The organism is Streptomyces chisholmiae (assembly GCF_031845445.1).
Lineage (GTDB): Bacteria > Actinomycetota > Actinomycetes > Streptomycetales > Streptomycetaceae > Streptomyces > Streptomyces chisholmiae.
The window spans coordinates 256043-281863 of the sequence record NZ_JAVREO010000005.1 but is presented as its reverse complement, the minus strand read 5'-3'; the positions used below and the strand labels follow the sequence as shown (position 1 = coordinate 281863).

Annotated in this window: 23 protein-coding genes, 1 tRNA gene and 1 pseudogene; 13 read left to right on the top strand and 12 right to left on the bottom strand. The window is 73.6% G+C overall.

Annotated elements, in window-relative coordinates:
• The first annotated feature begins 84 nt into the window (after nucleotides 1–84).
• A complete protein-coding gene (locus RM844_RS10865; protein WP_311666833.1) occupies nucleotides 85–1077 on the top strand; it encodes an NAD(P)-dependent oxidoreductase in 993 nt (330 codons plus the stop codon).
• Here the strand turns inward: RM844_RS10865 and RM844_RS10860 are convergent.
• Nucleotides 1041–1670, bottom strand: a complete 630-nt coding sequence (locus RM844_RS10860; protein ID WP_311666832.1) for a TetR/AcrR family transcriptional regulator — start codon at nucleotides 1668–1670, stop codon at nucleotides 1041–1043. The two genes, RM844_RS10865 and RM844_RS10860, sit on opposite strands and share 37 nt — an antisense overlap.
• A 62-nt stretch (nucleotides 1671–1732) precedes the next feature.
• Here RM844_RS10860 and RM844_RS10855 point away from each other — a divergent pair, with 62 nt between their 5' ends.
• Nucleotides 1733–2668 carry a beta-ketoacyl-ACP synthase III gene (locus tag RM844_RS10855; protein WP_311666831.1) on the top strand — a complete coding sequence of 312 codons (936 nt, stop codon included), beginning with the start codon at nucleotides 1733–1735 and terminating at the stop codon, nucleotides 2666–2668.
• A gap of 88 nt (nucleotides 2669–2756) precedes the next feature.
• Here the strand turns inward: RM844_RS10855 and RM844_RS10850 are convergent, their stop codons facing one another.
• The 5 genes from RM844_RS10850 to RM844_RS10830 form a co-directional block, all read right to left on the bottom strand.
• Nucleotides 2757–4019 (bottom strand): beta-ketoacyl-[acyl-carrier-protein] synthase family protein, encoded by a 1263-nt coding sequence (locus RM844_RS10850; RefSeq protein ID WP_311666830.1) that lies wholly within the window; start codon nucleotides 4017–4019, stop codon nucleotides 2757–2759.
• Between the two features lie 90 nt (nucleotides 4020–4109).
• Nucleotides 4110–4358 carry an acyl carrier protein gene (locus RM844_RS10845; RefSeq protein ID WP_122182353.1) on the bottom strand — a complete coding sequence of 83 codons (249 nt, stop codon included), beginning with the start codon at nucleotides 4356–4358 and terminating at the stop codon, nucleotides 4110–4112.
• 105 nt (nucleotides 4359–4463) lie between these two features.
• Nucleotides 4464–5465, bottom strand: a complete 1002-nt coding sequence (locus RM844_RS10840) for a ketoacyl-ACP synthase III (RefSeq protein WP_311666829.1) — start codon at nucleotides 5463–5465, stop codon at nucleotides 4464–4466.
• A gap of 9 nt (nucleotides 5466–5474) precedes the next feature.
• Complete coding sequence (locus RM844_RS10835) at nucleotides 5475–6431, bottom strand: ACP S-malonyltransferase (protein ID WP_311666828.1); 957 nt, start codon at nucleotides 6429–6431, stop codon at nucleotides 5475–5477.
• Nucleotides 6432–6519: 88 nt separating this feature from the next.
• Nucleotides 6520–7698: a PucR family transcriptional regulator gene (locus RM844_RS10830; RefSeq protein ID WP_311666827.1), complete on the bottom strand. Its 1179-nt coding sequence runs from the start codon at nucleotides 7696–7698 to the stop codon at nucleotides 6520–6522.
• Between the two features lie 80 nt (nucleotides 7699–7778).
• Here RM844_RS10830 and RM844_RS10825 point away from each other — a divergent pair, with 80 nt between their 5' ends.
• Nucleotides 7779–8459: a pirin family protein gene (locus RM844_RS10825; RefSeq protein WP_311666826.1), complete on the top strand. Its 681-nt coding sequence runs from the start codon at nucleotides 7779–7781 to the stop codon at nucleotides 8457–8459.
• 1 nt (nucleotide 8460) lies between these two features.
• Here the strand turns inward: RM844_RS10825 and RM844_RS10820 are convergent, their stop codons facing one another.
• Nucleotides 8461–9291, bottom strand: coding sequence for a serine hydrolase domain-containing protein (locus RM844_RS10820; RefSeq protein WP_311666824.1), 831 nt, complete (start codon nucleotides 9289–9291; stop codon nucleotides 8461–8463).
• A gap of 116 nt (nucleotides 9292–9407) precedes the next feature.
• On the opposite strand from RM844_RS10820, the gene RM844_RS10815 reads away from it, so the two are divergent.
• Nucleotides 9408–9923, top strand: a complete 516-nt coding sequence (locus tag RM844_RS10815) for a MerR family transcriptional regulator (RefSeq protein WP_311666823.1) — start codon at nucleotides 9408–9410, stop codon at nucleotides 9921–9923.
• A gap of 13 nt (nucleotides 9924–9936) precedes the next feature.
• Here RM844_RS10815 and RM844_RS10810 read toward each other — a convergent pair whose 3' ends face one another.
• Nucleotides 9937–10818 (bottom strand): DUF4429 domain-containing protein, encoded by an 882-nt coding sequence (locus RM844_RS10810; RefSeq protein ID WP_311666822.1) that lies wholly within the window; start codon nucleotides 10816–10818, stop codon nucleotides 9937–9939.
• A 214-nt stretch (nucleotides 10819–11032) separates the two neighbouring features.
• Entirely contained in the window at nucleotides 11033–13765 is a 2733-nt protein-coding gene (gene aceE, locus RM844_RS10805; RefSeq protein WP_311666821.1) for a pyruvate dehydrogenase (acetyl-transferring), homodimeric type, read from the bottom strand.
• 380 nt (nucleotides 13766–14145) lie between these two features.
• Between aceE and RM844_RS10800 the strand changes: the two genes are divergently transcribed.
• The 5 genes from RM844_RS10800 (at nucleotide 14146) to RM844_RS10780 (ending at nucleotide 18080) form a co-directional block, all read left to right on the top strand.
• Nucleotides 14146–14580 (top strand): DUF3052 domain-containing protein, encoded by a 435-nt coding sequence (locus RM844_RS10800; protein ID WP_311666820.1) that lies wholly within the window; start codon nucleotides 14146–14148, stop codon nucleotides 14578–14580.
• 143 nt (nucleotides 14581–14723) lie between these two features.
• Entirely contained in the window at nucleotides 14724–15182 is a 459-nt protein-coding gene (locus RM844_RS10795) for a peroxiredoxin (protein ID WP_311666819.1), read from the top strand.
• A gap of 177 nt (nucleotides 15183–15359) precedes the next feature.
• Nucleotides 15360–16490 carry a DUF475 domain-containing protein gene (locus RM844_RS10790; RefSeq protein WP_311666818.1) on the top strand — a complete coding sequence of 377 codons (1131 nt, stop codon included), beginning with the start codon at nucleotides 15360–15362 and terminating at the stop codon, nucleotides 16488–16490.
• Between the two features lie 119 nt (nucleotides 16491–16609).
• Nucleotides 16610–17350: a Tellurium resistance gene (locus RM844_RS10785; protein WP_311666817.1), complete on the top strand. Its 741-nt coding sequence runs from the start codon at nucleotides 16610–16612 to the stop codon at nucleotides 17348–17350.
• Between the two features lie 106 nt (nucleotides 17351–17456).
• Complete coding sequence (locus RM844_RS10780; RefSeq protein WP_311666815.1) at nucleotides 17457–18080, top strand: hypothetical protein; 624 nt, start codon at nucleotides 17457–17459, stop codon at nucleotides 18078–18080.
• Nucleotides 18081–18123: 43 nt separating this feature from the next.
• Here RM844_RS10780 and RM844_RS10775 read toward each other — a convergent pair whose 3' ends face one another.
• Entirely contained in the window at nucleotides 18124–18762 is a 639-nt protein-coding gene (locus tag RM844_RS10775; RefSeq protein ID WP_311666814.1) for a TerD family protein, read from the bottom strand.
• 110 nt (nucleotides 18763–18872) lie between these two features.
• Here RM844_RS10775 and RM844_RS10770 point away from each other — a divergent pair, with 110 nt between their 5' ends.
• From RM844_RS10770 to RM844_RS10760, 3 genes are read left to right on the top strand one after another with little or no spacing between them, the layout of a single operon-like run.
• The gene (locus RM844_RS10770; protein WP_311666813.1) at nucleotides 18873–20036 is read left to right on the top strand and encodes an HpcH/HpaI aldolase/citrate lyase family protein; all 1164 of its coding nucleotides are present in this window, start codon (nucleotides 18873–18875) and stop codon (nucleotides 20034–20036) included.
• On the top strand, nucleotides 20033–22459 hold the full coding sequence (locus RM844_RS10765) for a phosphoribosyltransferase (protein WP_311666811.1): 2427 nt from the start codon (nucleotides 20033–20035) through the stop codon (nucleotides 22457–22459). Before RM844_RS10770 ends, RM844_RS10765 begins: the two co-directional genes overlap by 4 nt.
• Nucleotides 22459–23355 carry an HAD family hydrolase gene (locus RM844_RS10760; protein ID WP_311666810.1) on the top strand — a complete coding sequence of 299 codons (897 nt, stop codon included), beginning with the start codon at nucleotides 22459–22461 and terminating at the stop codon, nucleotides 23353–23355. The genes RM844_RS10765 and RM844_RS10760 overlap by 1 nt, the downstream gene beginning before the upstream one ends.
• A gap of 178 nt (nucleotides 23356–23533) precedes the next feature.
• On the opposite strand, the pseudogene RM844_RS10755 reads toward RM844_RS10760, so the two are convergent.
• Both RM844_RS10755 and RM844_RS10750 read right to left on the bottom strand, forming a co-directional pair.
• Nucleotides 23534–23959 (bottom strand): annotated as a pseudogene (locus tag RM844_RS10755) (DUF4383 domain-containing protein); the annotation flags it as partial.
• A gap of 257 nt (nucleotides 23960–24216) precedes the next feature.
• Nucleotides 24217–25617 (bottom strand): hypothetical protein, encoded by a 1401-nt coding sequence (locus RM844_RS10750; protein ID WP_394814478.1) that lies wholly within the window; start codon nucleotides 25615–25617, stop codon nucleotides 24217–24219.
• Nucleotides 25618–25706: 89 nt separating this feature from the next.
• Here RM844_RS10750 and RM844_RS10745 point away from each other — a divergent pair.
• A tRNA-Val gene (locus RM844_RS10745) sits at nucleotides 25707–25778 on the top strand.
• The last annotated feature ends 43 nt before the right edge of the window (nucleotides 25779–25821 follow it).

Here is a 25821-nt window from a genome sequence, read left to right as displayed (position 1 = left end):
CCGGCGGACGCCAGTTAGGGCCGCGCCGCCAGGGGCGGCGCGGCCCCGCGACGTTCCGGCCGCCAGCGCCTAGCGTGCGGTGCCATGACCGACAGCGCAGCTCCCCCGCCCCACGACCCCGCCGGCACCGACCACCCGGAACCGACCACGGAACCGACCACGGAACCGACCACGGAACCGACCACGGAACCGACCACGGAACCGACCTCCATCGCGGTGCTCGGCGCCGGCATCATGGGCGCCGCGATGGCCCGCAACCTCGCGCAGGCCGGCCTCGACGTGCGGATCTGGAACCGCACCAGGGCGAAGGCGGCGCCGCTGGCGGCCGACGGCATCCGGGTGGTCGACAGCCCGGCCGACGCGGTGACCGGCGCCGGGGTCGTCCTCACCGTCCTGCACGACGGCCAGGCCACCGCCGACGTGGTCGCCGAGGCGGCCGGCGCGTTCGCCCCCGACGCCGTCTGGCTCCAGTGCACCACCGCGGGGCTGGCCGGCCTGGACCGGCTGGTCGCGCTCGCCACCGAGCACGGCCTCACCCTGGTCGACGCGCCGGTGCTCGGCACCCGGCAGCCGGCCGAGGCCGGCATGCTCACCGTGCTGGTCGCGGGCCCGGAGGAGACCAGGGGCCGGCTCGCCCCGGTGCTGGCCGCGATCGGCAGCCGGGTCATCTGGCTGGGCGCCACCCCGGGCGCCGCCACCCGGCTCAAACTGGTCTGCAACAGCTGGGTGCTGGCCATCACCCACGGCACCGCCGAGGCACTGGCGCTCGCCCACGGCCTGGGCGTCGACTCGGCCGCGTTCCTGGAGGCCATCGCCGGCGGCCCGTTGGACGTGGGTTACCTGCGCACCAAGGCGGCGGCCATCGAGGCCGGCGACCTGGCGCCGAGCTTCGCGGTGGACACCGCGCTCAAGGACGCCCGGCTGATCGTGGACGCCGGCGAGCGGGCCGGCGTCCGGCTGGACGTGGCGGCGGCCGGCCTGGACCGGCTGGCCCGCGCCTCGGCGCAGGGCCACGGCGGCCAGGACATGGCCGCCTCCTACTACGCCAGCTTCTCCGACGGGCCGCCCGCCGGCTGAGGCAGCAGCCGGTCGACGGCCCGCTCGGCGCGCGTCACGGCGGCCGGGTCGGCGGACAGCTGGAGCGTGTGGTTGAGGCTCATCATCACCCCGTACAGCTCGAAGACCAGCTGCTCGGGGTCGGTCTCCGGCGGCAGCTCGCCGCGCGCCACCGCGCTCCGCAGCTCACCGGTCAGCCGCCCGGCCCAGGCCCGGAACTGCCGCCGCAGCAGCGCCAGTACGGGCCCGCCGCGGCCGTCGAACTCGAAGGTCGAGCTGACGAAGAGGCAGCCGCCGGGGAAGACCCCGCGCTCCAGGTAGGAGATCCAGGCCGCGCAGACCGCGCGCAGCCGCGGCAGCCCCGGCGCGGCCCCGGCCGCCGGGCGCCACACCTCCCGGTCGAAGATCACCGCGCCCTGGCGGAGCGCGGCCAGCTGGAGCGCCTCCTTGGAGCCGAAGTGCCCCAGCAGGCCGGACTTGCTCATGCCCAGATCCCCCGCGAGGCGGCCCAGCGTCAACCCGCTGAGCCCCTCGACGGAGGCGACGTCCACGCTGCGTTGGACGATCCGCTCCCGGGTCCGTCGGGCCTCGGCCAGGGAGTTGCGGGGACTCATGGGGTCAACTATAGGACCACCACGGTTTAACGACCGACCGGTCGGTCGCTATCATGCGGACCATGACGCGCATCCACGCCCTGGGGCACTACCAGCCCGAGCAGGTGCTGACCAACGACGACCTGGCGACCATGGTGGAGACCAACGACGCCTGGATCAGGCAGCGCACCGGGATCGCCACCCGGCGGATCGCCCGCGAGGAGTCCGTCGCCGACCTGGCCACCACGGCCGCCGGCAAGGCGCTCGCCGGGGCCGGCCTAGCGCCCGAGGAGATCGGCCTGGTGGTGGTCGCCACCTGCAGCGCGCGGGACCGGGTGCCGTCCATCGCCGCCCGGGTCGCGGGCGAGCTGGGCATCCCCGACGCGGTCACCTTCGACCTCAACAACGGCTGCGCCGGCTTCACCACCGCGCTGGCCACCGCCGACCACGCCGTCCGGGCCGGCGCCGCCCGGCACGCGCTGGTGATCGGCGCGGAGAAGATGTCCGACATCACCGACTGGACCGACCGCGCCAGCTGCGTGCTGCTCGGCGACGGCGCCGGCGCCGCCGTGCTCGGCGCCGGCGGCCCCGAGGACGGCATCGGCCCGGTCGTCTGGGGCTCCGACCCCAGCCGCCGGGACGCGGTCCGGGTCGAGGGGGAGTGGCAGCCGCAGTTCGCCCAGGAGGGGCAGACGGTCTTCCGCTGGGCCACCACCGAGCTGGCCCCGATCGCCCGCCAGGCCTGCGAGCGGGCCGGGGTCAGCCCAGCCGAGCTGGGCGGCATCGTCACCCACCAGGCCAACCTGCGGATCATCGAGTCGTTGGCCCGCCGGCTGGACGCGCCGAACGCCGTGGTCGCCACCGACGTGGTCGACTCGGGCAACACCTCGGCCGCCTCCGTGCCGCTGGCGCTGGCCAAGCTGGTGGAGCGGCGGGAGATCCCGGCCGGGGCGCCGGTGCTGCTCTTCGCCTTCGGCGGCGGCCTCTCCTGGGCCGGCCAGGTCGTCCGCTGCCCCTGACCGGGCCCGCACCACACCGCACGAAGGGGGGCGTTCCCCGGTCCGGCCGGACCGGGGAACGCCCCCTCTCGCGCGTCGGGACGGCCCGCTAGACCGAGCGCAGGGCGAGCACCACGTTGTGCCCGCCGAAGCCGAACGAGTCGCTGAGCGCGGCGATGGTGCCGCTGGGCAGCTCCCTGGGCTTGCCGACGACGATGTCCGCGTCCACCTCCGGGTCGAGGTTGTCCACGTTGATCGTCGGCGGCGCCACCCGGTGGTAGAGCGCCAGGGCGGCGGCCACGGTGGCCACCCCGCCGGCGCCGCCCAGCAGGTGGCCGGTCATCGACTTGGTCGCCGAGATGGCCACCCCGTCCAGGCTCTCGCCCAGCACCTGGCGCAGCGCCCGCAGCTCGGCGAGGTCGCCCTGCGGCGTCGAGGTGGCGTGCGCGTTGACGTGGGCCAGCTGCTCCGGCTTGAGGTCCGTGTTCGCCAGCAGGTGCCGCAGCGCCTGGGCGATGCCGTGGCCGGTCGGCTCCGGCTGGGCGATGTGGTGCGCGTCCGCCGACAGGCCCTGACCGAGCAGCTCGCAGTAGACCCGCGCGCCCCGGCGGGCCGCGTGGTCCGCGGACTCCAGCACCACGAGACCGGCGCCCTCACCCAGCACGAAGCCGTTGCGGGCCGTGTCGAACGGGCGGGAGGCGGTCTTCGGGTCCTCGTTGTTCTTGGACATCGCCATCATGTTGGCGAAGGCCGCGATCGGCAGCGGGTGCACACAGGCCTCCGTGCCGCCGGCCAGCACCACGTCGGCGCGCCCGGTGCGGATCATCTCCACGCCGTAGCCCACCGCCTCGGCGCCCGAGGCGCAGGCGCTCACCGGCGTGTGCGCGCCGGCGCGCGCGCCCACGTCCAGACTCACGTTCGCGGACGGGCTGTTCGGCATCAGCATGGGGACGGTGTGCGGCGAGACCTTCCGCGGCCCCCGTTCCTTGAGCACGTCGTACTGCGCCATCAGCGTGGTCACCCCGCCGATGCCGGAGGCCAGCACCACACCCAAGCGGTCCGGATCGACCGGCGCGTCCTCGCCCGCCCTGCCCTGGAACCCCGCGTCGGCCCACGCCTCTCTGGCCGCGATCAGCCCGAACTGGGCGGATCGGTCCAGCTTGCGGGCCTGCGGCCGGGGCAGCAGCTCGGTCGGCTCGACCGCGGCCGTCGCGGCGAAGGTGACCGGCAGGTCGGCGGCCCACTCCTGGGTCAACGGCCGGGCGCCGGACTCGCCGGCGAGCATGGCCTCCCAGGTGGTCGCGCTGTCGCCACCCAGCGGTGTGGTTGCGCCGACACCGGTGACAACCACCGCTCGATTGGTCGCGTTCACAGTTCTCTTACTCCGCTAGATCGGGGATGGTGCCGCCGCCACCCGGGACCGGGGTGGCGAACAGCGCGTGTGCCGCGGGCGTGACGCCCGTCAGCTCTGGTGGTCGGCGATGTAGCCCACCGCGTCGCCCACCGTCTTCAGGCCCTTGACGTCGTCGTCCGGGATCTTCACGCCGAAGCGCTCCTCGGCGGCGACGACCACCTCGACCATGGACAGCGAATCGACGTCCAGGTCGTCCGTGAAGGACTTCTCCTCGGTGACCTCGTCGTTGGGGATACCGGCGATCTCGTTCACGATCTCGGCGAGACCGGCGATGATCTCTTCCCGGCTGGCAGCCATGACTGCGCTCCTTCGTGTGCTGCGGTGCGGTACCGCGTGGTTGTGGTCCGTGGACCGTCGGGTGGGCCCGGGCTGTGGCCGGGCCCGGGGTTGTCGGGTCCTCGCTTAGGGGAGCGTAACGACCGTGGCCGCGTACACGAGCCCCGCCCCGAAGCCGATGACGAGCGCGGTGTCGCCGCTTCTCGCCTGACCGGACGCCAACATCCGCTCCATAGCGAGCGGAATGGAGGCGGCCGAGGTGTTGCCAGTGGTCTCGATGTCCCGGGCGACCGCGACATGCTCCGGCAGCTTGAGCGTCTTCACCATCGAGTCGATGATCCGCATGTTGGCCTGGTGCGGGATGAAGACGTCCAGATCCTGGGCGGTGATCCCGGCGGCGTCCAGCGCCTGTTGGGCCACCTTGGCCATCTCGAAGACGGCCCAGCGGAAGACCGACTGGCCCTCCTGCTGCAGCGCGGGGAACTTGTCCCCCGGCCGGTACTCGTCCCACGGCACCGTCTGCCGGATGACCCCGGCCTTGTCGCCCTCCGAGCCCCAGACCGTGGGGCCGAGCGCCGGCTCCTGGGCGGGGCCGAGCACCACGGCGCCGGCGCCGTCGCCGAACAGGAAGGCGGTGGACCGGTCGGTGAGGTCCGTCAGGTCCGACAGCCGCTCCACGCCGACCACCAGCACGTGTTCCGCGCTGCCGTCGACGATCAGGGCCTTGCCGATGGTCAGGCCGTAGCCGAAGCCGGCGCAGGCCGCCGAGATGTCGAAGGCCGCGGCCCGCTCGGTGCCCAGCCGGTGCGCGATCTCGGTCGCCACCGATGGCGTCTGCGAGAAGTGCGTGACCGTGGAGATCACCACCGCGTCCACCTGGCGGGCGGTGATCCCGGCGTCCGCGACGGCCTTGCCGGCCGCGGCCAGCGCCATCTCGGCGACCGTCTCGTCGGGCCCGGCCCAGTGCCGGGTGGCGATCCCGGAACGTGACCTGATCCACTCGTCGGACGACTCGATATGGCGCAGGATCTCCTCGTTGGGCACCACCCGGGTCGGCCGGTAGCCACCGACGCCGACCAGCCGCGCATAGGGCGCGCCTCGGCTGGCCTTGAGTGTGGCGGGGGGCATGTCCGGCTCCTATTCGGGGGTCTTCGGGGACTGGCTGGCGTGCTCCGCGATCAGCGCGCGCGCCTGGTCCAGCTGCTCGGGGCCCTTGATGGCGACCCGGGCCACGCCCGGCAGGTTCCGGCGGGCCAGGCTGGACAGGGTGCCGCCGGGCAGCAGCTCGATCAGCGCGGTCACGCCCAGCTCGCGGAAGGTGTCCACACACAGGTCCCAGCGGACCGGGTTGGAGACCTGGGCCACCAGCCGGCGGAGCACCTCGGCGCCCTCCCGGACCACGGCGCCGTCCGCGTTGGAGACGAAGGGCACCCGCGGGTCGCCCGGCGTCACCTGCCGGGCGGCCTCGGCCATCTCGGCCACCGCGGCGGCCATGTACGCGGTGTGGAAGGCGCCGGCCACCTTCAGCGGCAGCACCCGGGCGCCCGCCGGCTTGTCGGCGGCCAGCGCGGCCAGCCGGTCCAGCGCGCCGGCGGCCACCACCTGGCCGCCGCCGTTGTTGTTCGCGGCGACGAGGTCCAGCTCCGCCAGCTTGGCGGCCACCTCGTCCGGCTCCCCGCCCAGCACGGCGGACATGCCCGTCTCCGCCACCGTGGCGGCCTTGGCCATCGCGGTCGCCCGGCGGGCCACCAGAGCCATCGCCTCGGCCGGGGTGAGCACCCCGCTGATCGCGGCGGCCGGGAGCTCGCCCACGCTGTGGCCGGCGATGGCGCCGAGCGCCTCGGCCGGGGTCGGCGCCGCCTCGGCGCCGAAGAGCGCGTCGGCGGACAGCAGCGCGCCCGCCACCAGCAGGGGCTGCGCGACGGCGGTGTCCCGGATCTCGTCGGCGTCCGCCTCGGTCCCGAATCTGACCAGGTCGAGACCCACGACGTCGGACCACTCGCCGAGGCGGGCGGCCACACCAGGAAGTTCGAGCCACGGCTGCAGGAAGCCAGGGGCCTGGGAGCCCTGGCCTGGGGCTACGAGTACGAGCACCTTCTCACTCTCTCCCGGGTGAGGGGTCCGCCACCGATGGTGGCGAGAACGAAGAACGGTCGTCGGATTTGTAGAGAACCTCTAAGTATCAGGAGGATGCATCTCCATCCGCGAGTCGACCGAGCATCAACGCGATGCGCAGGGTAAAGGCCGAGCGCACATCGGAAGGGGGCCACCCGGTGACATCAGTCACACGTCGCAGACGGTAGCGGACGGTGTTGGGATGGACAAAAAGCATTCTGGCCGCACCCTCCAGACTGCTCGCCTGCTCCAGATAGACACTCAGTGTCTCCAGCAGCGCGGAGCCCGCCTGCTCCAACGGTCTGTAGATCTCCTCCACCAGCAGGGTGCGGGCCGCCGGATCGCCGGCCATCGCCCGCTCCGGCAGCAGGTCGTCCGCCAGCACCGGGCGGGGCGCGTCCGGCCAGGCCGCGCAGGCCCGCAGGCCGGCCGCCGCGGCCCGGGCCGAGCGGGTCGCCGAGAGCAGGTCGCCGACGACCGGGCCGGCCACCACCGGGCCGGCCGCGAACGGCCCGATCAGCGCCCGCGCCGCCTGCACCGGCTCGTCGCTGCCGCCGGCGATCACCACCAGCCGCTTGCCCAACACCCCGGTCAGCACCTGGAGCTTGGCGTACCTGGCGGCCCGGCGGATCGCCTCCACGGTCAGCTCGCTGTCGCCGTTCGGCGCGCTGCCCAGCACCACCACCACGTGCTCGGGGGCCCGCCAGCCCAGCGCCGAGGCGCGGGAGACGTCACTCTCGTCGGCCTCCCCGGAGATCACCGCGTTGACCACCAGGGACTCCAGGCGGGCGTCCCAGGCCCCCCTGGCCTCGGCGGCCTGGGCGTAGACCTGGGCGGTGGCGAAGGCGATCTCCCGGGCGTAGACCAGCAGCGCGTTGCGCAGCGCGGTCTCGCCGCCGGGCGGCGCCAGCTCGTCCACCGCCGACTCCATCACCTCGATCGTGGTGCGCACCATCTCCACGGTCTGCCGCAGGGTGACCGCCCTGGTCAGCTCGCGGGGCGCGGTGCCGAAGACGTCGGTGCTGATCGCCTGGGGCGCGTCCGGGTGCCGGAACCACTCGGTGAAAGCGGCGATGCCCGCCTGGGCGACCAGCCCGATCCACGAGCGGTTCTCCGGCGGCATCGCCCGGTACCAGGGCAGCTGTTGGTCCATCCGCGCGATGGCGGCGGCGGCGAGCTTGCCCGAGGACTGCTCAAGACGGCGGACGGTGGCGGTATGCGCCTGCTTCTCATCGGCATCGGACACGGGGACCAGCCTGCCTCATTTCCTCCCGGCCCATGCCCGGGGGGTCCGACCCACCGGGCGGGGAGCGCTAACGTGAGCCCATGCCGCCCACCGAGATCCGGATCGTGCCCGCCGCCGACCGCTACCGGGGCGGCGACCCGGACGCCGGGATCGACACCCGGCACGCCTTCTCCTTCGGCGCCTTCTACGACCCGGACAACCTGCGCTTCGGTCAACTGACCGCCTGCAACGAGGAACGTCTCGCCCCCGGCGCCGGGTTCCCCTCCCACCCGCACCGGGATCTGGAGATCGTCAGCTGGGTCATCGAGGGCGAGCTGACCCACGAGGACGACACCGGCACCAGGACCGTGGTGCGCCCCGGCGACCTGCAACGCCTCACCGCCGGCAGCGGGGTGCGGCACAGCGAGCGGAACGCGGGCCCGGGGCCGCTGCGGTTCGCGCAGATGTGGCTGGTGCCGGACGAGCCGGGCGGCCCGCCCACCTACGAGGTGGTGCGCGGCCTGCCGGCCGGGACCGAGTACCGGCTGCCGCGCACCGCGGCCGGCCTGCGGCTGCTGCGGCTGGCGGCGGGGGAGAGCCGGCCGCTGCCGGCGGCGCCGCTGCGGCACCTGCAACTCGTCGCCGGGGCCGGGCGGCTGGCCGGCCGGCCCGTCGGCGCGGGCGACAGCGTCCGGCTCACCGGCGCCGACGGGCCGCCGACCACGCTGACCGCGACCGCCGACGCCCCCGTCGAGGCGCTGCTCTGGACCCTGGCCGACTGAGTCAGGCGGCCGGGCCCGGCTCGGCCAGCTCCGCGAGGACGGCGTCGGTGAAGGGCGGCCAGGCCGCGGCGGCCCACGGGCCGAAGACGCGGTCGGTGAGGGTGGCGCAGGCGGCGCCGGCGTCCGGGTCCACCCAGAGGAAGGTGCCGGACTGGCCGAAGTGCCCGAAGGTGCGCGGCGAGGACCGCGCGCCCGTCCAGTGCGGCGACTTGTGGCCGCGCAGCGAGAAGCCCAGCCCCCAGTCGTTGGGCCGCATGTGCCCGAAGCCGGGCAGCACGCCGTTCAGCCCGGGGAAGACCACGGCGGTCGCCTCGGCGAGCGTCTCGGGCGCCAGCAGCCGGGGGCGCAGCAGCTCGGCGCCGAAGCGTATGAGGTCGGCGACGGTGGAGACGCCGTCCTTCGCCGGGGAGCCGGGCAGCTCCGTCCCGGTCATGCCGAGCGGCTCGCACACCGCCTGCCGCAGGTACTCGGCGAACGGCATGCCGGTGGCCTTGGCGATGTGGTCGCCCAGGGCGTCGAAGCCGGCGTTGGAGTAGAGCCGGCGCTCGCCGGGCGGGGCCATCACCCGCGGCTCGTCGAAGGCGAGGCCGGAGGCGTGCGCGAGCAGGTGGCGAACCGTCGATCCCTCGGGGCCGGCCGGCTCGGCCAGCTCGATCGCGCCCTCCTCGACCGCGATCAGCGCCGCGTAGGCGGCCAGCGGCTTGGTCACCGAGGCCAGCGGGAACGGCCGCTCCACCGGGCCGCGCCAGCCGGCCGGCGTGCCGTCCGCCAGGACCACGCCCGTGGCCACCGTCTCCACCGGCCAACTGTCGACCAACGCAAGGCTTCGCATGCCACCGAGCGTAGTACGCGACGCTGACAGCGCCGCCCGGCGGCCCCGTCCGACAAGGCCGGAACGGCCCGGGAGGCCTTGCTTCGAGTGCGCTCCAACGCCCTAGCGTTGACTCCATGACCCTGACGAAGACGGAGCGACCCGAAGCACAGCCCTCGTCGCCCCCGCGCGCCGCCGACGATGTCCAGGCGCCGCCGGAGGAGGATCTCTGCGCCTCGGTGGACCGGCCGTTCCCCCGGCCGGCGGGGCAGGACCGCTACACGATCAGCGAGGTGGCCCGGCACACCGGGCTCTCCGTGCACACCCTGCGCTGGTACGAGCGGATCGGTCTGATGCCGCACGTGGACCGCTCGCACACCGGCCAGCGCCGGTATCGGAACACGGACCTGGAGTGGCTGGCCTTCGTGGGGAAGCTGCGGCTGACCGGGATGGCCGTCGCCGACATGGTGCGCTACGCCGACCTGATGCGGGAGGGCGACCACACCTTCGCCGAACGGCGGGCGCTGCTGGTGGCCACCCGGGAGGACGTGCTGCGGCGGATCGGCGAGCTGCAGGGCACGCTCTCGGTGCTGGACTTCAAGATCGGCTTCTACGCGGACATGGTGGGGGCCGCCGAGCCTGCGGCGCGCTGAGCCGTGACGCGGCTCACAGCTCGGCGAGCAGCTCGCGCTTCTTGGCGGTGAACTCCTCGTCCGTGACCAGCCCGGAGTCCCGCAGGTCGCCCAGGTGTCGGATGCGGTCCGCGATGTCCGCCGGGTCGGCGCGCCGCTTGCCGGCGACCCCGTCGCGCGGCCCGGCGCCCTCCGGCTCGGCGGCGTGGATCGCCTCCAGCACCGCGGCGGCCAGCGGCAGCGACTCGTGCACCAGGCCGTAGCCGGGGCCGAAGACCACCGCCGCCGGGTCCTGGTCCACCGGGTCCTGCTCCGGCTCAGGCTGGCCGTCCGCGCCGCGCCGCAGCAGCCGCAGATGGCCGCCGGCTATCTCCGGCGAGCGCCACTCGACGTGCGCCAACTCGCTGACCGGGAAGGTCTGGTCGCCCGCCTTCCACTTGGCGGACGAGGCGCCCGTCCAGAACCAGCGGAAGCTGACCACCTTGCTGTCGAACGAGACCTTGCCGTCGTACGCCTTGAACTGGAGCGGGGCCACCGGGGCCGCGACCAGGTACCGGTCCGCGTCCTGGCCGGCCGCCGGGCCCAGCGCGGCCCGCAACTCGCCCGCGTGGTAGGCGGCGAGCGACTCCCGCTCGGCCGGCAGCACCAGCCGGTACGGGTCGGCGGCCTGCCGCAGCTGGCCGGCCGCCGCCTCGACCAGCGGATCGGCGCCGGCGCGCGGCACGGCGTGCAGCACCACGGTGCCCTTGCGGGCCCCGGGGGCCAACTCGACCGAACTCAGCGCCTCGTACGGGATGCGGCGCTCGCCCAGCACCTGGAACAGCTTCGGCGTGCGAATCCCCCGTTCGAAGCGGATGAGTACGGAGTCGGTGTCGAACTCCCATGTGGAGTGGATTCCGGCCAGCACATCACCCATGCGGGTCATCGTAAGGCTCGGCACCGACGAAACGGCTTCCCCCGGATGGGTGTGTTCGCGTCAGCTTGGCGCCACGCGCCCGCCGGGCCGGCCCGCTGGCCCGCCCCCGGCCATCTCCGGTGCGGCGGGCGGGGGTTCGGTCGGGGCCCGAGACGGCGCGGTGCCCGGTGGTCGACCGACCACCGGGCACCGCGCTCGGGTGTGGACCCGCGCCTCAGGCGTCGCCGCCGGCGGCGCCCGGGTCGGCCGCCGAGACGTCGAGCAGCTGGTAGCGGTCGATCGCCTGCTTCAGCACGGAGCGGTCGATCTTCCCCTCCTTGGCCAGCTCGGTGAGCACGCCGAGCACGATCGACTGGGCGTCGATGTGGAAGAACCGGCGGGCCGCGCCCCTGGTGTCGGCGAAGCCGAAGCCGTCGCCGCCCAGCGACTGGTAGGTGCCGGGCACCCACCGGGCGATCTGGTCCGGAACCGAACGCATCCAGTCGGATACGGCCAGGAACGGACCCTCGGCGCCCTGGAGCTTGGTGGTGACATAGGGCACCCGCTGCTCCTCCTCGGGGCGCAGCAGGTTGTGTTCCTCGACCTCCACCGCGTCCCGGCGCAGCTCGTTCCACGAGGTCGCCGACCACACGTCGGCCTTCACGCCCCACTCCTCGGCGAGGATGCCCTGGGCTTCGAGTGCCCACGGCACGGCCACGCCGGAGGCCAGGATCTGGGCCGGGATGGTGCCGGCGGAGCCGACGCTGACCCGGTGCAGGCCCTTCAGGATGCCTTCCACGTCCACGTCGGCCGGCTCGGCCGGCTGGTTGATCGGCTCGTTGTAGACCGTCATGTAGTAGAAGACGTCCTCGGCGTTCTCGCCGTACATCCGGCGCAGGCCGTCCCGCACGATGTGCGCGATCTCGTAGCCGTAGGCCGGGTCGTAGGCGACACACGCGGGGTTGGTCGAGGCCAGCAGGTGGCTGTGCCCGTCCGCGTGCTGGGTGCCCTCACCGGTCAGCGTGGTGCGCCCGGCGGTCGCGCCGAGCACGAAGCCCCGCGCCAGCTGGTCACCCATCTGCCAGAACTGGTCACCGGTCCGCTGGAACCCGAACATCGAGTAGAAGACGTAGATCGGGATCAGGTGCTCGCCGTGCGTCGCGTACGACGAGCCGGCGGCGATCAGGGAGGCGGTACAGCCCGCCTCGCTGATGCCGTCGTGCAGCATCTGCCCGGTCGGCGACTCCTTGTAGGAGAGCAGCAGGTCGCGGTCGACCGACTCGTAGGTCTGCCCCAGCGGGTTGTAGATCTTCGCCGAGGGGAAGAGCGAGTCCATGCCGAAGGTGCGGTACTCGTCCGGCGCGATCGGCACGAACCGCTTGCCGATCTCCTTGTCCCGCATCAGGTCCTTCAGCAGCCGCACGAAGGCCATCGTGGTGGCCACCTGCTGCTGCCCGGAGCCCTTGCGGACCGCCGCGTACGCCTTGTCGCCCGGCAGCGTCAGCGGCTTGGCGCGCACCACCCGGGTCGGCACGTAGCCGCCCAGCTCGCGCCGCCGGTCGTGCATGTACTGGATCTCCTCCGAGTCCCGACCCGGGTGGTAGTACGGCGGCAGGCCGGACTCCAGCTCCTTGTCGGGGATCGGCAGGTGCAGCCGGTCCCGGAACCGCTTCAGGTCCTCGACCGTGAGCTTCTTCATCTGGTGGGTCGCGTTGCGGCCCTCGAAGTTCGGCCCCAGCATCCAGCCCTTGATGGTCTGCGCCAGGATCACCGTGGGCTGGCCCCGGTGCTCCTTGGCCGCCTGGTAGGCCGCGTAGATCTTGCGGTGGTCGTGGCCGCCGCGCCCCAGGTGCAGGATCTGGTCGTCGGACATGCCGGCGACCATGTCGCGCAGCCGCTGGTCACTGCCGAAGAAGTGGTCCCTGATGTAGGCACCGGTCTCGGTGGCGTAGGTCTGGAACTGGCCGTCGGGCGTGGTGTTGAGCTTGTTGACCAGCACGCCGTCCCGGTCCTGCGCCAGCAGCGGGTCCCAGCTGCGGTCCCAGACCAGCTTGATCACGTTCCAGCCGGCGCCCCGGAACTGGGACTCCAGCTCCTGCATGATCTTGCCGTTGCCGCGCACCGGGCCGTCGAGCCGCTGGAGGTTGCAGTTGACGACGAACGTCAGGTTGTCCAAACCCTCCCTGGCCGCCAGGGTCAGCTGGCCGAGCGACTCGGGCTCGTCCATCTCGCCGTCGCCGAGGAAGGCGTAGACCTGCGACTTCGAGGTGTCCGCGATGCCCCGCGCGTGCAGGTAGCGGTTCATCCGCGCCTGGTAGATGGCGCCGATCGGGCCGAGCCCCATGGAGACCGTGGGGAACTCCCAGAAGTCCGGCATCATCCGGGGGTGCGGGTAGCTCGACAGGCCGTAGGGGGCCTTGGACTTCTCCTGGCGGAAGGCGTCGAGGTGCTGTTCGGTGAGCCGGTCCAGGAGGTAGGCCCTGGCGTAGATCCCGGGCGAGGCATGCCCCTGGAAGTACACCTGGTCGCCGCCGTCGCCGCCGTCCTTGCCCCGGAAGAAGTGGTTGAAGCCCACGTCGTACAGGGAGGCCGAGGAGCCGAAGGTGGCGATGTGCCCGCCCACCCCGATGCCGGGCCGTTGGGCGCGGGAGACCATCACGGCGGCGTTCCACCGGGTCGCGTTGAGGACCTTGCGCTCCACCTCCTCGTTGCCGGGGAAGTAGGGCTCGTCCTTGGTCGCGATGGTGTTGACGTAGTCCGTGCTGCGCATCTCTGGCACGGCCACCCGCTTCTCGCGGGCGCGCTCGATCAGCCGGAGCATGAGATAGCGCGCCCGTTCCCGGCCCCGCTCGTCGACGGCGGCGTCGAGTGAGTCGAGCCACTCCTGAGTCTCCTCAGGGTCGAAGTCCGGGACCTGGCTGGGAAGGCCGCCAATGATGATCGGGTTGCGATCTGATCCGGAAGCCACGCTGTTCCTTCACTGTGAGTTGTCTGCTCTGCTGTGTCGCGCCGCCTCCATCGTGTACCGCCGGCGGCGAAACGTCATCTCTACTGGGGGGTAATCCTCACCTCACGGGCCGGAGCGGCAGGTCCGGACGGCTCTCCGACGGCACCCCTCGATCCGAGGGCCGACCAGTCAGCCTACGCCTCCGGCCTGCCGCGACCGCGAACACCCGTTCCCCGCGCTATGGCGTGGATCACCTGTGCCATGGGCCAAGACGTCAACGTTTGGGCGGGCTCGGGGGGCGGGTACTTGCGCGATCCGCCCGGCCCGTGTGGACTACGCCCCATGCCGCGCGCACGCGCGGCGCCCATTGGTACTTACCCGAGACAGGACAGGAGCTATCCGTGAGCGCGACCGCGGACCACGCGGAGGAGCGGACCAACCCAGCCGCCAGGCTGGGTTTTCAGCCCGGGCAGGTGGTCCAGGAACTCGGCTACGACGAGGACGCCGAGCAGGAGCTGCGCGAGGGGATCGAGGCGATCACCGGCGAGGCCCTCGTGGACGAGGACTATGACGACGTGGCCGACGCGGTGGTGCTGTGGTTCCGCGACGACGACGGCGATCTGACCGACGCGCTGGTGGACGCCACCACGCTGATCGACCCGGGGGCCCCGGTCTGGTTGCTGACGCCCAAGACCGGGCGCGACGGCTATGTGGAGCCCAGCGACATCGGCGAGGCGGCCCAGACCGCCGGCCTGGCGCAGACCAGCACGGTCAACGCCGGCAAGGACTGGTCGGGCAGCCGGCTGGTCACCCCGAAGACGGCCGGCAAGAAGTAACAGCGCGTGACCCAGGTGCCCCCGCGAGCAACGCCTCGACCAGGTCGGGTGCTTACCACCCCGGGGGCACGCCCGGGCTCGCGGGGGCCACGTAGGCTGGGGCCCGTCACTCTGCCGTCCTCAGGGAAACGGATTACCCGCGCATGGCGATCGAGCCCGGTACCCAGGCACCCGCATTCACGCTGCGAGACCAGCACGGTCAGTCCGTCTCGCTGGCGGACTTCCGCGGCGAGAAGAACGTGGTGCTGCTGTTCTACCCCTTCGCCTTCACCGGCGTCTGCACCGGTGAGCTGTGCGAGCTGCGGGACCGGCTGCCCAGCTTCGTCAACGACGAGGTGCAGCTGCTGGCCGTCTCCTGCGACCCGGCGCCCGCCCTGCGGGTCTTCGCCGAGCAGGAGGGCTTCGAGTACCCCCTGCTCTCCGACTTCTGGCCGCACGGCGAGGTGGCCCGGTCCTACGGCGTCTTCGCCGAGGACAAGGGCTGCGCGGTGCGGGGCACCTTCGTGATCGACACCTCGGGTGTGGTCCGCTGGTCGGTGGTCAACGACCTGCCGAACGCGCGGGACCTGAACGACTACGTCTCGGCCCTCAAGGCGCTGTGAGCCGGGACCGACGATGGTGAGCGGGTCAGGGGGCGCGGCCGGTGCGCGCCGCGCCCCCGGCTCCGCCGTCGCGCGCCGGGCGGGCACCCCCCGGGTCGGGGGAGCGTTATCGGGTTCGACGCCTTTCCTGTTCCCCCGCACAACCGTCGCGGCCTCGCGCGGAAGACTGGACTCATCGTGATACTGAAAACCTTCGGCTGGTCATTCGGCGTGACGATCGCCGGCCTGCTCGTGGCGCTCTACTTCTGGGGGTGGGAGGGCTTCGCCGTGGTGGCGATCCTCTCCGTCCTGGAGATCTCGCTCTCCTTCGACAACGCGGTGGTCAACGCCGGCGTGCTGAAGCGGATGAACGAGTTCTGGCAGAAGATCTTCCTGACCATCGGGATACTCATCGCCGTCTTCGGCATGCGGCTCGTCTTCCCGGTGCTGATCGTCGCGGTCACCGCGGGGGTCGGCCCGATAGAGGCGGTCGAGCTGGCGCTCGACGACCCGGACCAGTACTCCGAGATGGTCACCGACGCGCACCCCTCCATCGCGGCCTTCGGCGGGATGTTCCTGCTGATGATCTTCCTCAACTTCATCTTCGAGGAGCGCGAGGTGATGTGGGCCCGCTGGCTGGAGCGCCCGCTCGCCAAGCTGGGCAAGATCGACGCCTTCTCCGTCGGCGTCGCGCTGGCCGCGCTGCTGCTCACCGCCACCACCGTCGCCAGCCAGGCCTACCAGCACGGCGGCGCGCACGTGGACAAGACCGAGACCGTGTTGCTCTCCGGTCTCGCCGGGCTGCTGACCTACCTGCTGGTCGGCGGGCTCTCCGGCTACTTCGAGCACCGCCTGGAGGACGACCAGGAGAAGCTGGACGAGGCCGAGGAGGCCGCCCGCCGGGCCGGCCGCCAGCCCACCGCCGTCGGGCTGGCCGGCAAGGCCGCGTTCTTCCTCTTCCTCTACCTTGAGGTGCTGGACGCCTCCTTCTCGTTCGACGGGGTGATCGGCGCCTTCGCCATCACCAACCACATCTTCTGGATGGCGCTGGGCCTGGGCATCGGCGCGATGTACGTCCGTTCGCTGACCATCTACCTGGTGCGCCAGGGCACCCTGGACGAGTACCGGTACCTGGAGCACGGCGCGCACTACGCGATCGGCGCGCTGGCCGTGATGCTGCTGATCAGCATCCGCTGGCACCTGCCCGAGGTGGTGACCGGCCTCGTCGGGGTGGGCCTGATCGGTGCCGCCTTCTGGTCCTCCCTCCGGGCCAACCGGCGGGACGCCGCGGCCGGCGAGGAACAGAAGCAGGTCTCGGCCGGGGTGTGAGGCCCGGGTAAACGCGGAAGCCTGCATACGGGGACGGTCCAGGACCGTCCCCGTAGCGGGTCCGAGGCGTGGCGAGCGCCCTCCCGGAAGGGAGGGGGAGAGGTGAGGGGTGGGGCCGCATGGTCTCCCTGTGGTCGTACTGGCGCGGTGGCGCCGGCAACCAGCGGTTCGACACGGTCGGCGGGCCGATGAGCTACGCGTCGGAGCTGACCCGACGCAACTCCACCGCCGTCCTCACCGGTGAGGGCCGGGACAGCGGCACGCTCCGCGTCGACCTCTCCTGGCGCATCCGCACCAACAGCGACTTCGGCGGTTCCCAGCGCAAGTGGCTGGACAACTGGCGCCATCCGCTGGAGGTGTTCAAGCCGGCCGAGATCAAGGGCCACTCGCACGGTGTCGCCAACATGGACTTCGACCTGGCCTGCCTGTACGAGCTGACGGACGGCTCCAAGGGCGTGGTGCAGTCGCTGGGCGGGCTGCTCGGCGAGTTCAACGAGGCGCCGTACATCAAGCTCAGCGGCGACGACCGGTTCGGCACCGGCTCCGGCGAGCATCTCTATATCAACCTGGACAACAAGGACGACCTCAAGCGGCTGCTGATCTTCGTCTACATCTACGACGGGGCGCCCACCTTCGACCGGGCCGACGTGACCGTCACGCTGGCCACGCCGGACGGGAAGAACGTGGAGATCGGCTGCACCGACCCGCCCCCGCAGGCGCGTTCCTGCGCCGTGGTGCTGATCGAGTCGGAGAACGGCCAGCTGGTGGCCCGGCGGCAGGTCAAGTACGTCTACGGCTTCCAGTCGGAGATCGACCGGCTCTACGGCTGGGGCATGACCTGGGGCCGGGGCCGCAAGTAGGCCACAAGAGGCCGCCCGCAAGCCGCACATAAGCCGCGGGGAAGCGCCCCGCCTGAGCCCTCACGCGTCCTTCCGGTACGGTTCGGCTGACGAAGGGGGCGGGCACATGGCACCGCGGAAGAACTGGTCGGCGGCGGGCGCCTGGTGGCGCGCCCTGGTGTTGGTGCTCGCGGCCTGGGTGGTGGTGGCCGCCATCGCGCTGGCCTCCTACCTGTCGCTGTCGGTGGTCGCGGTGCCGATCGTGGTGGGCGTCGTGCTCACCATCGGCTTCGTGGTCGCCGTGGTGGGCGTCCACCAGGCGTTCTGGCTCGGCTTCCTGGCCCTGCTGCCCGGCGTCGCGGTGCTCGTCGGCGCGGTGCAGTACGCGCCGGAGGCGGCGCTGGAGTTTCGTGGGGAGCGCGCGGAGGTCACCGTCGCCGACGTGGAGGTCTCCGGCAAGCGGCACGAGTTCGACCTGGTGCGCACCGCCGACGGCGTCGCGCTGGGGGAGACGCTGGTCTACCAGGGCTCGTCCCCGCCGTACGCGGTGGGCACCACGCTCGCCGTGCTGGTGGACCCGGAGGGCGAGGTGTCCATGGAGGTGGCGGACCGGGTCGACCCGGCCGGGAAGATGGCGCTGCTCCTCGCCGGCGGCGGCGCCTGGTCGGTCATCGGCGCCTACGCGGCCCGCCGCGGCCTGCTGCGCCGCCGGCAGGGCAAGAGCCTGCACGACACCCCCGCGCTCTACTGACGCCGGCGCGGCCGCCGGCCCGCCACCGCGTGGCCGGGCCGGCTCAGACCTCGGCGGCCGGCAGGAACTGCGGACCCTGCGGCGGCAGCGCGAACGCCGGGTCGGCCTGCGGGTAGCCCCAGGACGCAGACCGGGGCCGGCGGGCCGCGCCGATGCCGAACTCGGCGGCCAGCGCGACCAGCCCGCCGGCGAACCCGCGGCCGCCCACGGCCAACTCCCAGCCCCCGTCCTCCGCCCGCCGCAGCTCGCCGCAGAGCAGCGCCGTCTCGGCCGGCGCCGGCCGCAGCGGCAGCTCGGCCAGCGCCGAGCCGTCCTCCGCGTCCCGCACCACCAGCGTCGGCCCGCTCGCCTCGGCGTGGAAGCCGCCGTCCGCCGAGGCCGCCAGCACCAGCCGCACGATGCCGGCCGGCAGCCCGGCCAACTCGGCCGTCAGCACGTCGGCGAAGCCGTCTCCAGCCCTCGCCCGCGGCAGCCGCCGCACCAGCCCCGACGGGTGGCTCGGCTGGTTGTAGAAGACGAAGTCGCCCTCCCGCGCCACCCGGCCGTCCGGCCCCAACAGCAGCGCGGACAGGTCCAGGTCGGGCGCTCCGGCCTGGCCGTCCGGCCAGCTCCAGCACAGCTCGACCCGGACCCGGGCGGCCGCCAGCCGCAGCGGTGTTCCGGGATTGGGCACAGGGGTCATACCCCGAATCCTGCCTGCGGCCATCCGCCCGAAACAATGCCGCCCTTACGATGGCGAGAAACCGGTGACGTCATCCGACGACCGGAGGGTGGGGAGAACGGACACACACCATGCGGCACTTCGGGCACCTCTCAGCCGCGCGCCGGCGTGCGCTGTTCCACCGGGAGCCGGCCGCGTTCGGCCCCGGCTCGCCGGTGCGGACCCTCGGCTTCGCCCTGGGCGCGACGCTCTACGCGCCAGCCACCCGGCCCCGGCTGGCCGATGACGTCCGCAAGCAGGCCAGAGCCGGTGTGGTCTCCATGGTGCTCTGCCTGGAGGACTCCATCGGCGACGACGAGGTGGCCGGCGCCGAGGAGAACCTGGTCGCCCAGTTCCGCCGGCTGGCCGCCGAGGCCGATCCTGAGACGCTGCCGCTGCTGTTCGTGCGGGTCAGGGAGCCGGAGCAGCTGGTCTCGCTGACCCGCCGGCTCGGCGACGACGTGGCGTCGCTCACCGGCTTCGTGGTGCCGAAGTTCACCCCGGCCAGCGGCGCCGCCTTCCTGGAGGCGCTGGTCGCGGCCGAGGTGCTGTGCGGGCGGCGGCTGTTGGTGATGCCGGTGCTTGAGTCGCCCGAGCTGCTGCACCTGGAGAGCCGCCACGAGGGGCTGCGCGCGGTGGCCGCCCTGGTGGAGAAGTACCGCGAGCGCATACCCGCGGTGCGCCTGGGGGTGACGGACTTCTGCTCCGCCTACGGGCTGCGCCGCACCCCGGAGATGACGGCCTACGACATCGGCCTGGTCGCCTCGGTGATAGCCGACGTGGTCAACGTGCTGGGCCGGGCCGACGGTTCCGGCTACACCGTGACCGGCCCGGTCTGGGAGTACTTCCGGGCGCCCGGCCGGATCTTCAAGCCGCAGCTGCGCAACACCCCGTTCAGCGGCCGCGCCGAGGAGCTGCGCGCCCGGCTGCTGGAGCGCGACATGGACGCGCTGCTGCGGGAGATCAAACTGGACCGGGCCAACGGCCTCCAGGGCAAGACCTGCATCCACCCCTCCCATGTCGCGCCGGTGCACGCCCTCTCCGTGGTCAGCCACGAGGAGTTCAGCGACGCGGCCGACATCCTGCGCCGGGGAGCCGACGGCGGCGGGGTGCTGCGGTCCGCCTACACCAACAAGATGAACGAGGTGAAGCCGCACCGCGCCTGGGCCGAGAGGACCATGCTGCGCGCCGAGGTGTTCGGCGTCGCCAGGGACGGAGTGGACTTCGTGGATCTCCTCGCGGCGGGCAACGCGTGACCGCCCCGATATGGCCGGGTGACTGGGTCACCCACAGACTCGGCGTACGACTGGCCGGCGACGGGGCGCGCGAGCTGCTGGGGCTGGCGCTGCGGCGCAACCCCCGCCGCGCGCACCTGTTGGTCTCCCGGGTGCTCGGCAAGCACGTGCCGCAGCGGCCCGAGGTAGTGCACGGCACCGGCCTCGAACTGGGCCGGCGGGTGGCCGCCGAGCTGGGCGAGGCGGCGGCCGGCCGGGCCGTGGTGCTCGGCTACGCGGAGACCGCGACCGGGCTCGGGCACAGCGTCGCCGACGGCCTGGGCGCGGCCGGCTACCTGCACTCCACCCGCCGCCCGGTGCCCGGCGTCGCGCCGGTCGGCGGCTTCGAGGAGGAGCACTCGCACCACACCTCGCACCTGCTGCTGCCGTCCGACCCCGGCCTGCTGGCCGGCGACGGGCCGCTGGTGCTGGTCGACGACGAGCTGTCCACCGGGCGCACCGTCCGCAACACGGTGGCCACCCTGCACCGCCGCTGGCCCAGGGACCACTACGTGGTCGCCGCGCTGGTGGACACCAGGTCCGACGCGGACCGGGCCGAGTTGGCCAAGTTCGCCGCCGAACTGGGCGCCTCCGTACGGGTGGTGGCCCTCGCCCAGGGCGCGGTGACGCTGCCCGCCGACGTGCTGACCAGGGGCGCCACGCTGGTCGCCGCCTGCGAGGCCGAGGCAGACGAGTCCGCCGAGGCAGCCGACCCGGCGCCCGAAACCGCCCGGGTGCCGGCGCCGCGCGCCGGCGAGGCGCCCGCCCGGCTCGCCCTCCACTGGCCGGCCGACGTGCCGGACGGCGGCCGGCACGGCTTCACCGCCGCCCACCGGGCCCGGCTGGCCGCCGCGCTGCCCGCCCTGGGCGGCCAGCTGGCCGCCCAGCTGCCGGCCGGCGCCGCGCGGGTGCTGGTGCTCGGCACCGAGGAGCTGATGTACGCCCCGCTGCGGTTGGCCGAGGCGCTCCAGAACGCGCTCGGCGCCGCCGCCGAGGTGCGCTTCTCCACCACCACCCGCTCCCCGGTGCTGCCGGTCGACGACCCCGGCTACGCGATCCGCAGCCGGCTCGTCTTCCCCGCCCACGACGCCCCGGCCGACCCGGGCCCCCGCTACGCCTACAACGTGACCGGCGGCGGCTGGGACGCCGTGCTGGTCGTCACCGACGCCGCCGGCGACACCGCCGAGCTGTGGGCCGCCGACGGGCTGCTCGCCCGGCTCGCCCCGCACGCCGGCCGGGTGCTGCTGGCCGCGCTGCCGGCGCCCCGGCCGCTGCCGCCGCCGCTGCGCGGCCCCGCGTTCTCCTCCTACGCCCCCGACGAGGTCGGCTGGCTGCTCCAGGACCTCTCCGCGGTGCGCCTGGAGGCGCCCAGGGAGGAGCGCGAGGAGGCCATCCAGTCCGGCGGCGCGCACTACGCCGAGTCGCTGCCGGTCGAGTACCAGCCGAGCGCCGAGTACCAGCGGCTCTTCCACAGCGCGCTGGCCGCCTCGGCCGGCCGGGTGGCCCGCGCCGTCGGCACCGTCACCGAGGCGGTGCTCGCCGAACGCGGCCGGCCGCCGGTGCTGGTCTCGCTGGCCAGGGCCGGCACCCCGGTCGGCGTGCTGATGCGCCGCTGGGCCCGGCGGACCCACGGGCTCGACCTGCCGCACTACACCGTCTCCATCGTGCGCGGCCGGGGCATCGACCACACCGCGCTGCGCTGGCTGGCCGCCCACCACGACCCGGCCGACGTGGTCTTCGTCGACGGCTGGACCGGCAAGGGCGCCATCACCCGGGAGCTGGCCGACGCGCTCGCGCCGCACCCCGGGTTCGCCCCAGACCTGGCCGTGCTGGCCGACCCTGGCGGCTGCGTCACCACCTACGGCACCAGGGACGACTTCCTGATCCCCTCGGCCTGCCTCAACTCCACCGTCTCCGGGCTGGTCTCCCGGACCGTGCTCCGCGCCGACCTGGTCGGCCCGGACGACTTCCACGGCGCCAAGTACTACCGGGAGCTGGCCGAGGCCGACCTCTCCGGGCACTTCCTGGACGCGGTCAGCGCCCGGTTCGACGAGGTCGGCGCCGCGGTCGCCGAGGACACCGCGGCGCTGCTGGCCGCCGACCGGTCCCCGACCTGGGTCGGCTGGCGTGCCGTGGAGCGGATCAGCGAGGAGTACGGCATCCACGACGTCAACCTGGTCAAGCCCGGCGTCGGGGAGACCACCCGGGTGCTGCTGCGCCGGGTGCCCTGGCGGGTGCTGGCCAGGCGCGGCGCCGGCGCCGACCTGGACCACATCAGGCTGCTCGCCGAGCAGCGCGGGGTGCCGGTCGAGGAGATCGACGAACTGCCCTACAGCTGCGTGGGGTTGATCCACCCCCGCTACACCAGGGGCGCCACCGGCGCCGACGGAAGGACGACCACCTGATGAGCCGGGCCCGCACCCTGGTCGCCAGCGACCTGGACCGCACCCTGATCTACTCGGTCCGCGCCCTGGAGCTGACCGAGCCCGACCGGCGGGCACCCCGGCTGCTGACCGTGGAGACCTACCAGAGCCAGCCGCAGTCCTACCTGACCGAGACCGCCGCCGGGCTGCTCGCGGCGCTCGCCACCGACCCGCGCGCCGTCTTCGTGCCCACCACCACCCGCACCCCGGAGCAGTACCTGCGGGTGCGGCTGCCGGGCCCGCCGCCGCGGTACGCGATCTGCGCCAACGGCGGGCAGCTGCTGGTGGACGGCGTCGCCGACCAGGACTGGCACCGTGCGGTGCGCGGCCGGCTGGCCGCCGAGTGCGCCCCGCTCGACGAGGTCAGGGCCCGGATCAGGGCGACCGCCGACCCGGCCTGGCTGCTGCGCGACCGGGTCGCCGAGGACCTCTTCGCCTACCTGGTGGTGGACCGGGAGCGACTGCCGGAGACCTGGCTGGCGACCTTCGCCGAGTGGGCCGCCCCGCTCGGCTGGACGGTCTCCCTCCAGGGCCGGAAGCTCTACGCGGTGCCGGCGCCGCTGACCAAGAGCGCCGCCGTCGCCGAGGTGGCCAGGCGGGCCGGCACCGACCGCACCCTGGCGGCCGGCGACTCGCTGCTCGACCGGGACCTGCTGCTCGCCGCCGACCTGGCCTGGCGGCCGGGCCACGGCGAGCTGGCGACCAGCGGCTGGACCGCCCCGCACGTGGTGGGGCTGGCCGAACGCGGGGTCAGCTGCGGGGAGTCGATTCTGCGCGCGCTGCTCGCCGCGCTGCCCCCGGCAGCAGCCGACGTCGCTGACGGTCCCGCGCCCACCGCCGTTCCCGTGCCCGGTCCGCCCGCCGCCACTCCTCGCTGATCTCACCGCGCCGCCGCTCGGCCAGCTCCGCCCGGCGCTCCACGTCCCGCGCGGCGGCGCGGTTGCGGACCCGCCAGTACGGGTTGTCGTGCGGCAGCCGTCCGCTGACCCGGCCGTACATGCCGATGGTCAGCAGCACCAGGCCCACCACGTAGCTGAAGATCACGTTCGGGATCTCGAAGTTGAGGACGTTGGCGTCGGTCTTGATCAGCGCCAGGTTGACGAAGCCGCTGAGCAGGAAGAGCGCGCCCAGGCCCAGACAGAACGAGGACGCCAGGTTGCCGCCGAGCAGCATCACCACGCCCAGCAGCAGCCCGACCGCCACGGACAGCCAGCTCAGCGCGCCGTTGGTGTTCAGGCCCCAGACGGAGTCGTCGCCGGTGGAGAAGGCCCCCAGGTGCTGGGTGATGCCCAGCACGCCGAAGACGACCAGGCCCAGGCCGACCAGCCCGGCGCCCGTCCGGTAGAAGCGGTTCAGCCGTCGGTCCGCCGGCCGGTCCTGCTCCAGCCTGGCCTGGCTCAGCAGGCCGAGCGGCCCGCCGTTGGGGAGTCGTGGCTCGCCCCGCGCGTCCGTCCCGATCAGGGACGACACCGATGCCGCCATGGCGACCTCCTCGGGATCGGGTGTGCGTCGCCGCCCGCGCGGCCGCGGGCCGGCGCGATGTCCCGTCCCGCGTACCCGGCCCCGTCCGACCCAACCCGTCCGGCCCGTCCCGGCCTGGCGGCCGGCCCGGGTCCGTCGGGCCATCGGCCGGCGCGGCCGACCGGCCTGGCGCAACCGCCCGGCCCGTTCCGCCCGGCCTGTCCCGGCCCAACCGCCCAACCCGTTCCGCCCGACCCGGCCGGCCCGGGTCCGTGGGGTTACCGGCCGGCGCGGATCGCCTCCACCACCGAGGCCGCCGACTCCCGCACCGCCTCCAGCTCGGTCAGGAACCGCCAGTAGTCCGGGTTCCGCCCGCCCTCCTCCAGCTCCGCGACCGCCCGCTCCAGCCGGGCCACCGCCGCGTCCAGCGGCCCCGCGTGCCGAGGGTCGGGCACCGTGCGCCCGCGCATCGCCAGCCGCTGCGCGTCCCGCACCGCGAACCTGGCCCGCTCGACCTCCCCGGAGGCGTCCCGCGCGATCTCGGTCAGCCGGCGCAGCCGGTCGCCCGCCGCCGACACCGCCTCGTCCGCGCCACCCAGCAGCTCGTGCGCCCGGGACAGCTGCCCGGTCGCCGCGTCGAACCGCTGCGCCGCCCGCTCCGCACGGGCCGCGGCCAGCGCCTCGCCGGCCTCCCGCACCGCCTCCTCGGCCTGCTCAGGCACCCGCTGGAGGTCCTGCCAGCAGTTGGCCATAAACCGGCGGCGCAGCTCGCTCAGCACCGGCCCGACCGACTCGGCGCGGTGACTGATCGCCTCCGCCCGGGTGCGCAGCGAGGTCAGCCGGCGGTCGATCTCCGCCGCCCGCTCCGGCAGCCGGGCCGCCTCAGCCGCGATCGCCCGGGCCTCCCGCAGCACCCGCTCGGCCCGCTGGATCGTCGGCCGCACCCCGTGCTGCCCGGCGCCCTCGTTGAGCGCCCGCAGCTCCGGGCCGAGCCCGGCCAGCCGGGCCGCCAGCTCGTCGGCGCTCAGCCCCGACCGGCGCGCCCCGTCCAGCGCCTCGGTCGCCGCGAGCAGCGCGGCCTTCGCCCGGTCCACCGCAGGCACCACCTGGGCCAGCTGCTCCTGCGCCCGGCTCACCAGCGGCGTCAGGCTCTGCTCGAACCGGGTCAGATCGCCGCGGGCCCGCACCAGCTCGTCGGTGACCCGGCTCAGCTCCCGGTAGGCGCGGTTCGCTTCGCCCGCGTCCAACTGCTCGGCGTCCAGGTCGTGCGCGTCCAGCGTGCTGATGTAGTCGTGACTGATCCGGTCCACCTGCTCGCCGAGGGTGGCGAACCGGGCGGCGGCCCGCCGGGACTCGGGGGACTCCTCGGCCGCGGACAGCGTCTCCAGCGTGATCCGCAGGTCGCGCTGGGCGGTGTCCAGCTCGTAGAAGGCGGTCGCCGCCGAGTCCTTCGCCTGCTGGGCCCTGGCCCGCGACTCCTCCGACCGGCCGCGCCCCCAGCGGCGGGTGCCGCCCGGCGTGAACGACCCCGGCAGGGCCGCCAGCGCGACCGACGCCAGGGTGAGCGGCAGCAGCACCACGGAGACGGTGAGATCCCTCGCCACTCGGCCGCTTGTCACGTCTTCTTCTCCCCGTGGTCGATGAGCCAGGTGAGTCCCCCTGGCTCGCCATTCTTCCATCCGGTCAACGATGCGAGAGCGGTCGGGAGTGCCCGCTGTCGAACCCGGGCGGACGGTCCCCGTGTAGGCTGTGCCACCGGTTCGCCCGGGGGTGCATAGCTCAGCGGTAGAGCGCCGCCCTTACAAGGCGGATGTCGGCGGTTCGAACCCGTCTGCACCCACCCCTTCTCTTCCGGTCCCCTCCCGGCCCTGTCCGGTTTCCTT

Coding starts and splice junctions, on each gene's coding strand:
- RM844_RS10775 (WP_311666814.1), bottom strand. CDS start 18,762: ATGACCCCTGTGCCCAATCCCGGAACACCGCTGCGGCTGGCGGCCGCC.
- RM844_RS10780 (WP_311666815.1), top strand. CDS start 17,457: ATGGCACCGCGGAAGAACTGGTCGGCGGCGGGCGCCTGGTGGCGCGCC.
- RM844_RS10855 (WP_311666831.1), top strand. CDS start 1,733: ATGACGCGCATCCACGCCCTGGGGCACTACCAGCCCGAGCAGGTGCTG.
- RM844_RS10825 (WP_311666826.1), top strand. CDS start 7,779: ATGCCGCCCACCGAGATCCGGATCGTGCCCGCCGCCGACCGCTACCGG.
- RM844_RS10750 (WP_394814478.1), bottom strand. CDS start 25,617: ATGGAAGAATGGCGAGCCAGGGGGACTCACCTGGCTCATCGACCACGG.
- RM844_RS10760 (WP_311666810.1), top strand. CDS start 22,459: ATGAGCCGGGCCCGCACCCTGGTCGCCAGCGACCTGGACCGCACCCTG.
- RM844_RS10840 (WP_311666829.1), bottom strand. CDS start 5,465: ATGCCCCCCGCCACACTCAAGGCCAGCCGAGGCGCGCCCTATGCGCGG.
- RM844_RS10810 (WP_311666822.1), bottom strand. CDS start 10,818: ATGGGTGATGTGCTGGCCGGAATCCACTCCACATGGGAGTTCGACACC.
- RM844_RS10770 (WP_311666813.1), top strand. CDS start 18,873: ATGCGGCACTTCGGGCACCTCTCAGCCGCGCGCCGGCGTGCGCTGTTC.
- RM844_RS10815 (WP_311666823.1), top strand. CDS start 9,408: ATGACCCTGACGAAGACGGAGCGACCCGAAGCACAGCCCTCGTCGCCC.
- RM844_RS10865 (WP_311666833.1), top strand. CDS start 85: ATGACCGACAGCGCAGCTCCCCCGCCCCACGACCCCGCCGGCACCGAC.
- RM844_RS10845 (WP_122182353.1), bottom strand. CDS start 4,358: ATGGCTGCCAGCCGGGAAGAGATCATCGCCGGTCTCGCCGAGATCGTG.
- RM844_RS10785 (WP_311666817.1), top strand. CDS start 16,610: ATGGTCTCCCTGTGGTCGTACTGGCGCGGTGGCGCCGGCAACCAGCGG.
- RM844_RS10860 (WP_311666832.1), bottom strand. CDS start 1,670: ATGAGTCCCCGCAACTCCCTGGCCGAGGCCCGACGGACCCGGGAGCGG.
- RM844_RS10820 (WP_311666824.1), bottom strand. CDS start 9,291: ATGCGAAGCCTTGCGTTGGTCGACAGTTGGCCGGTGGAGACGGTGGCC.
- RM844_RS10795 (WP_311666819.1), top strand. CDS start 14,724: ATGGCGATCGAGCCCGGTACCCAGGCACCCGCATTCACGCTGCGAGAC.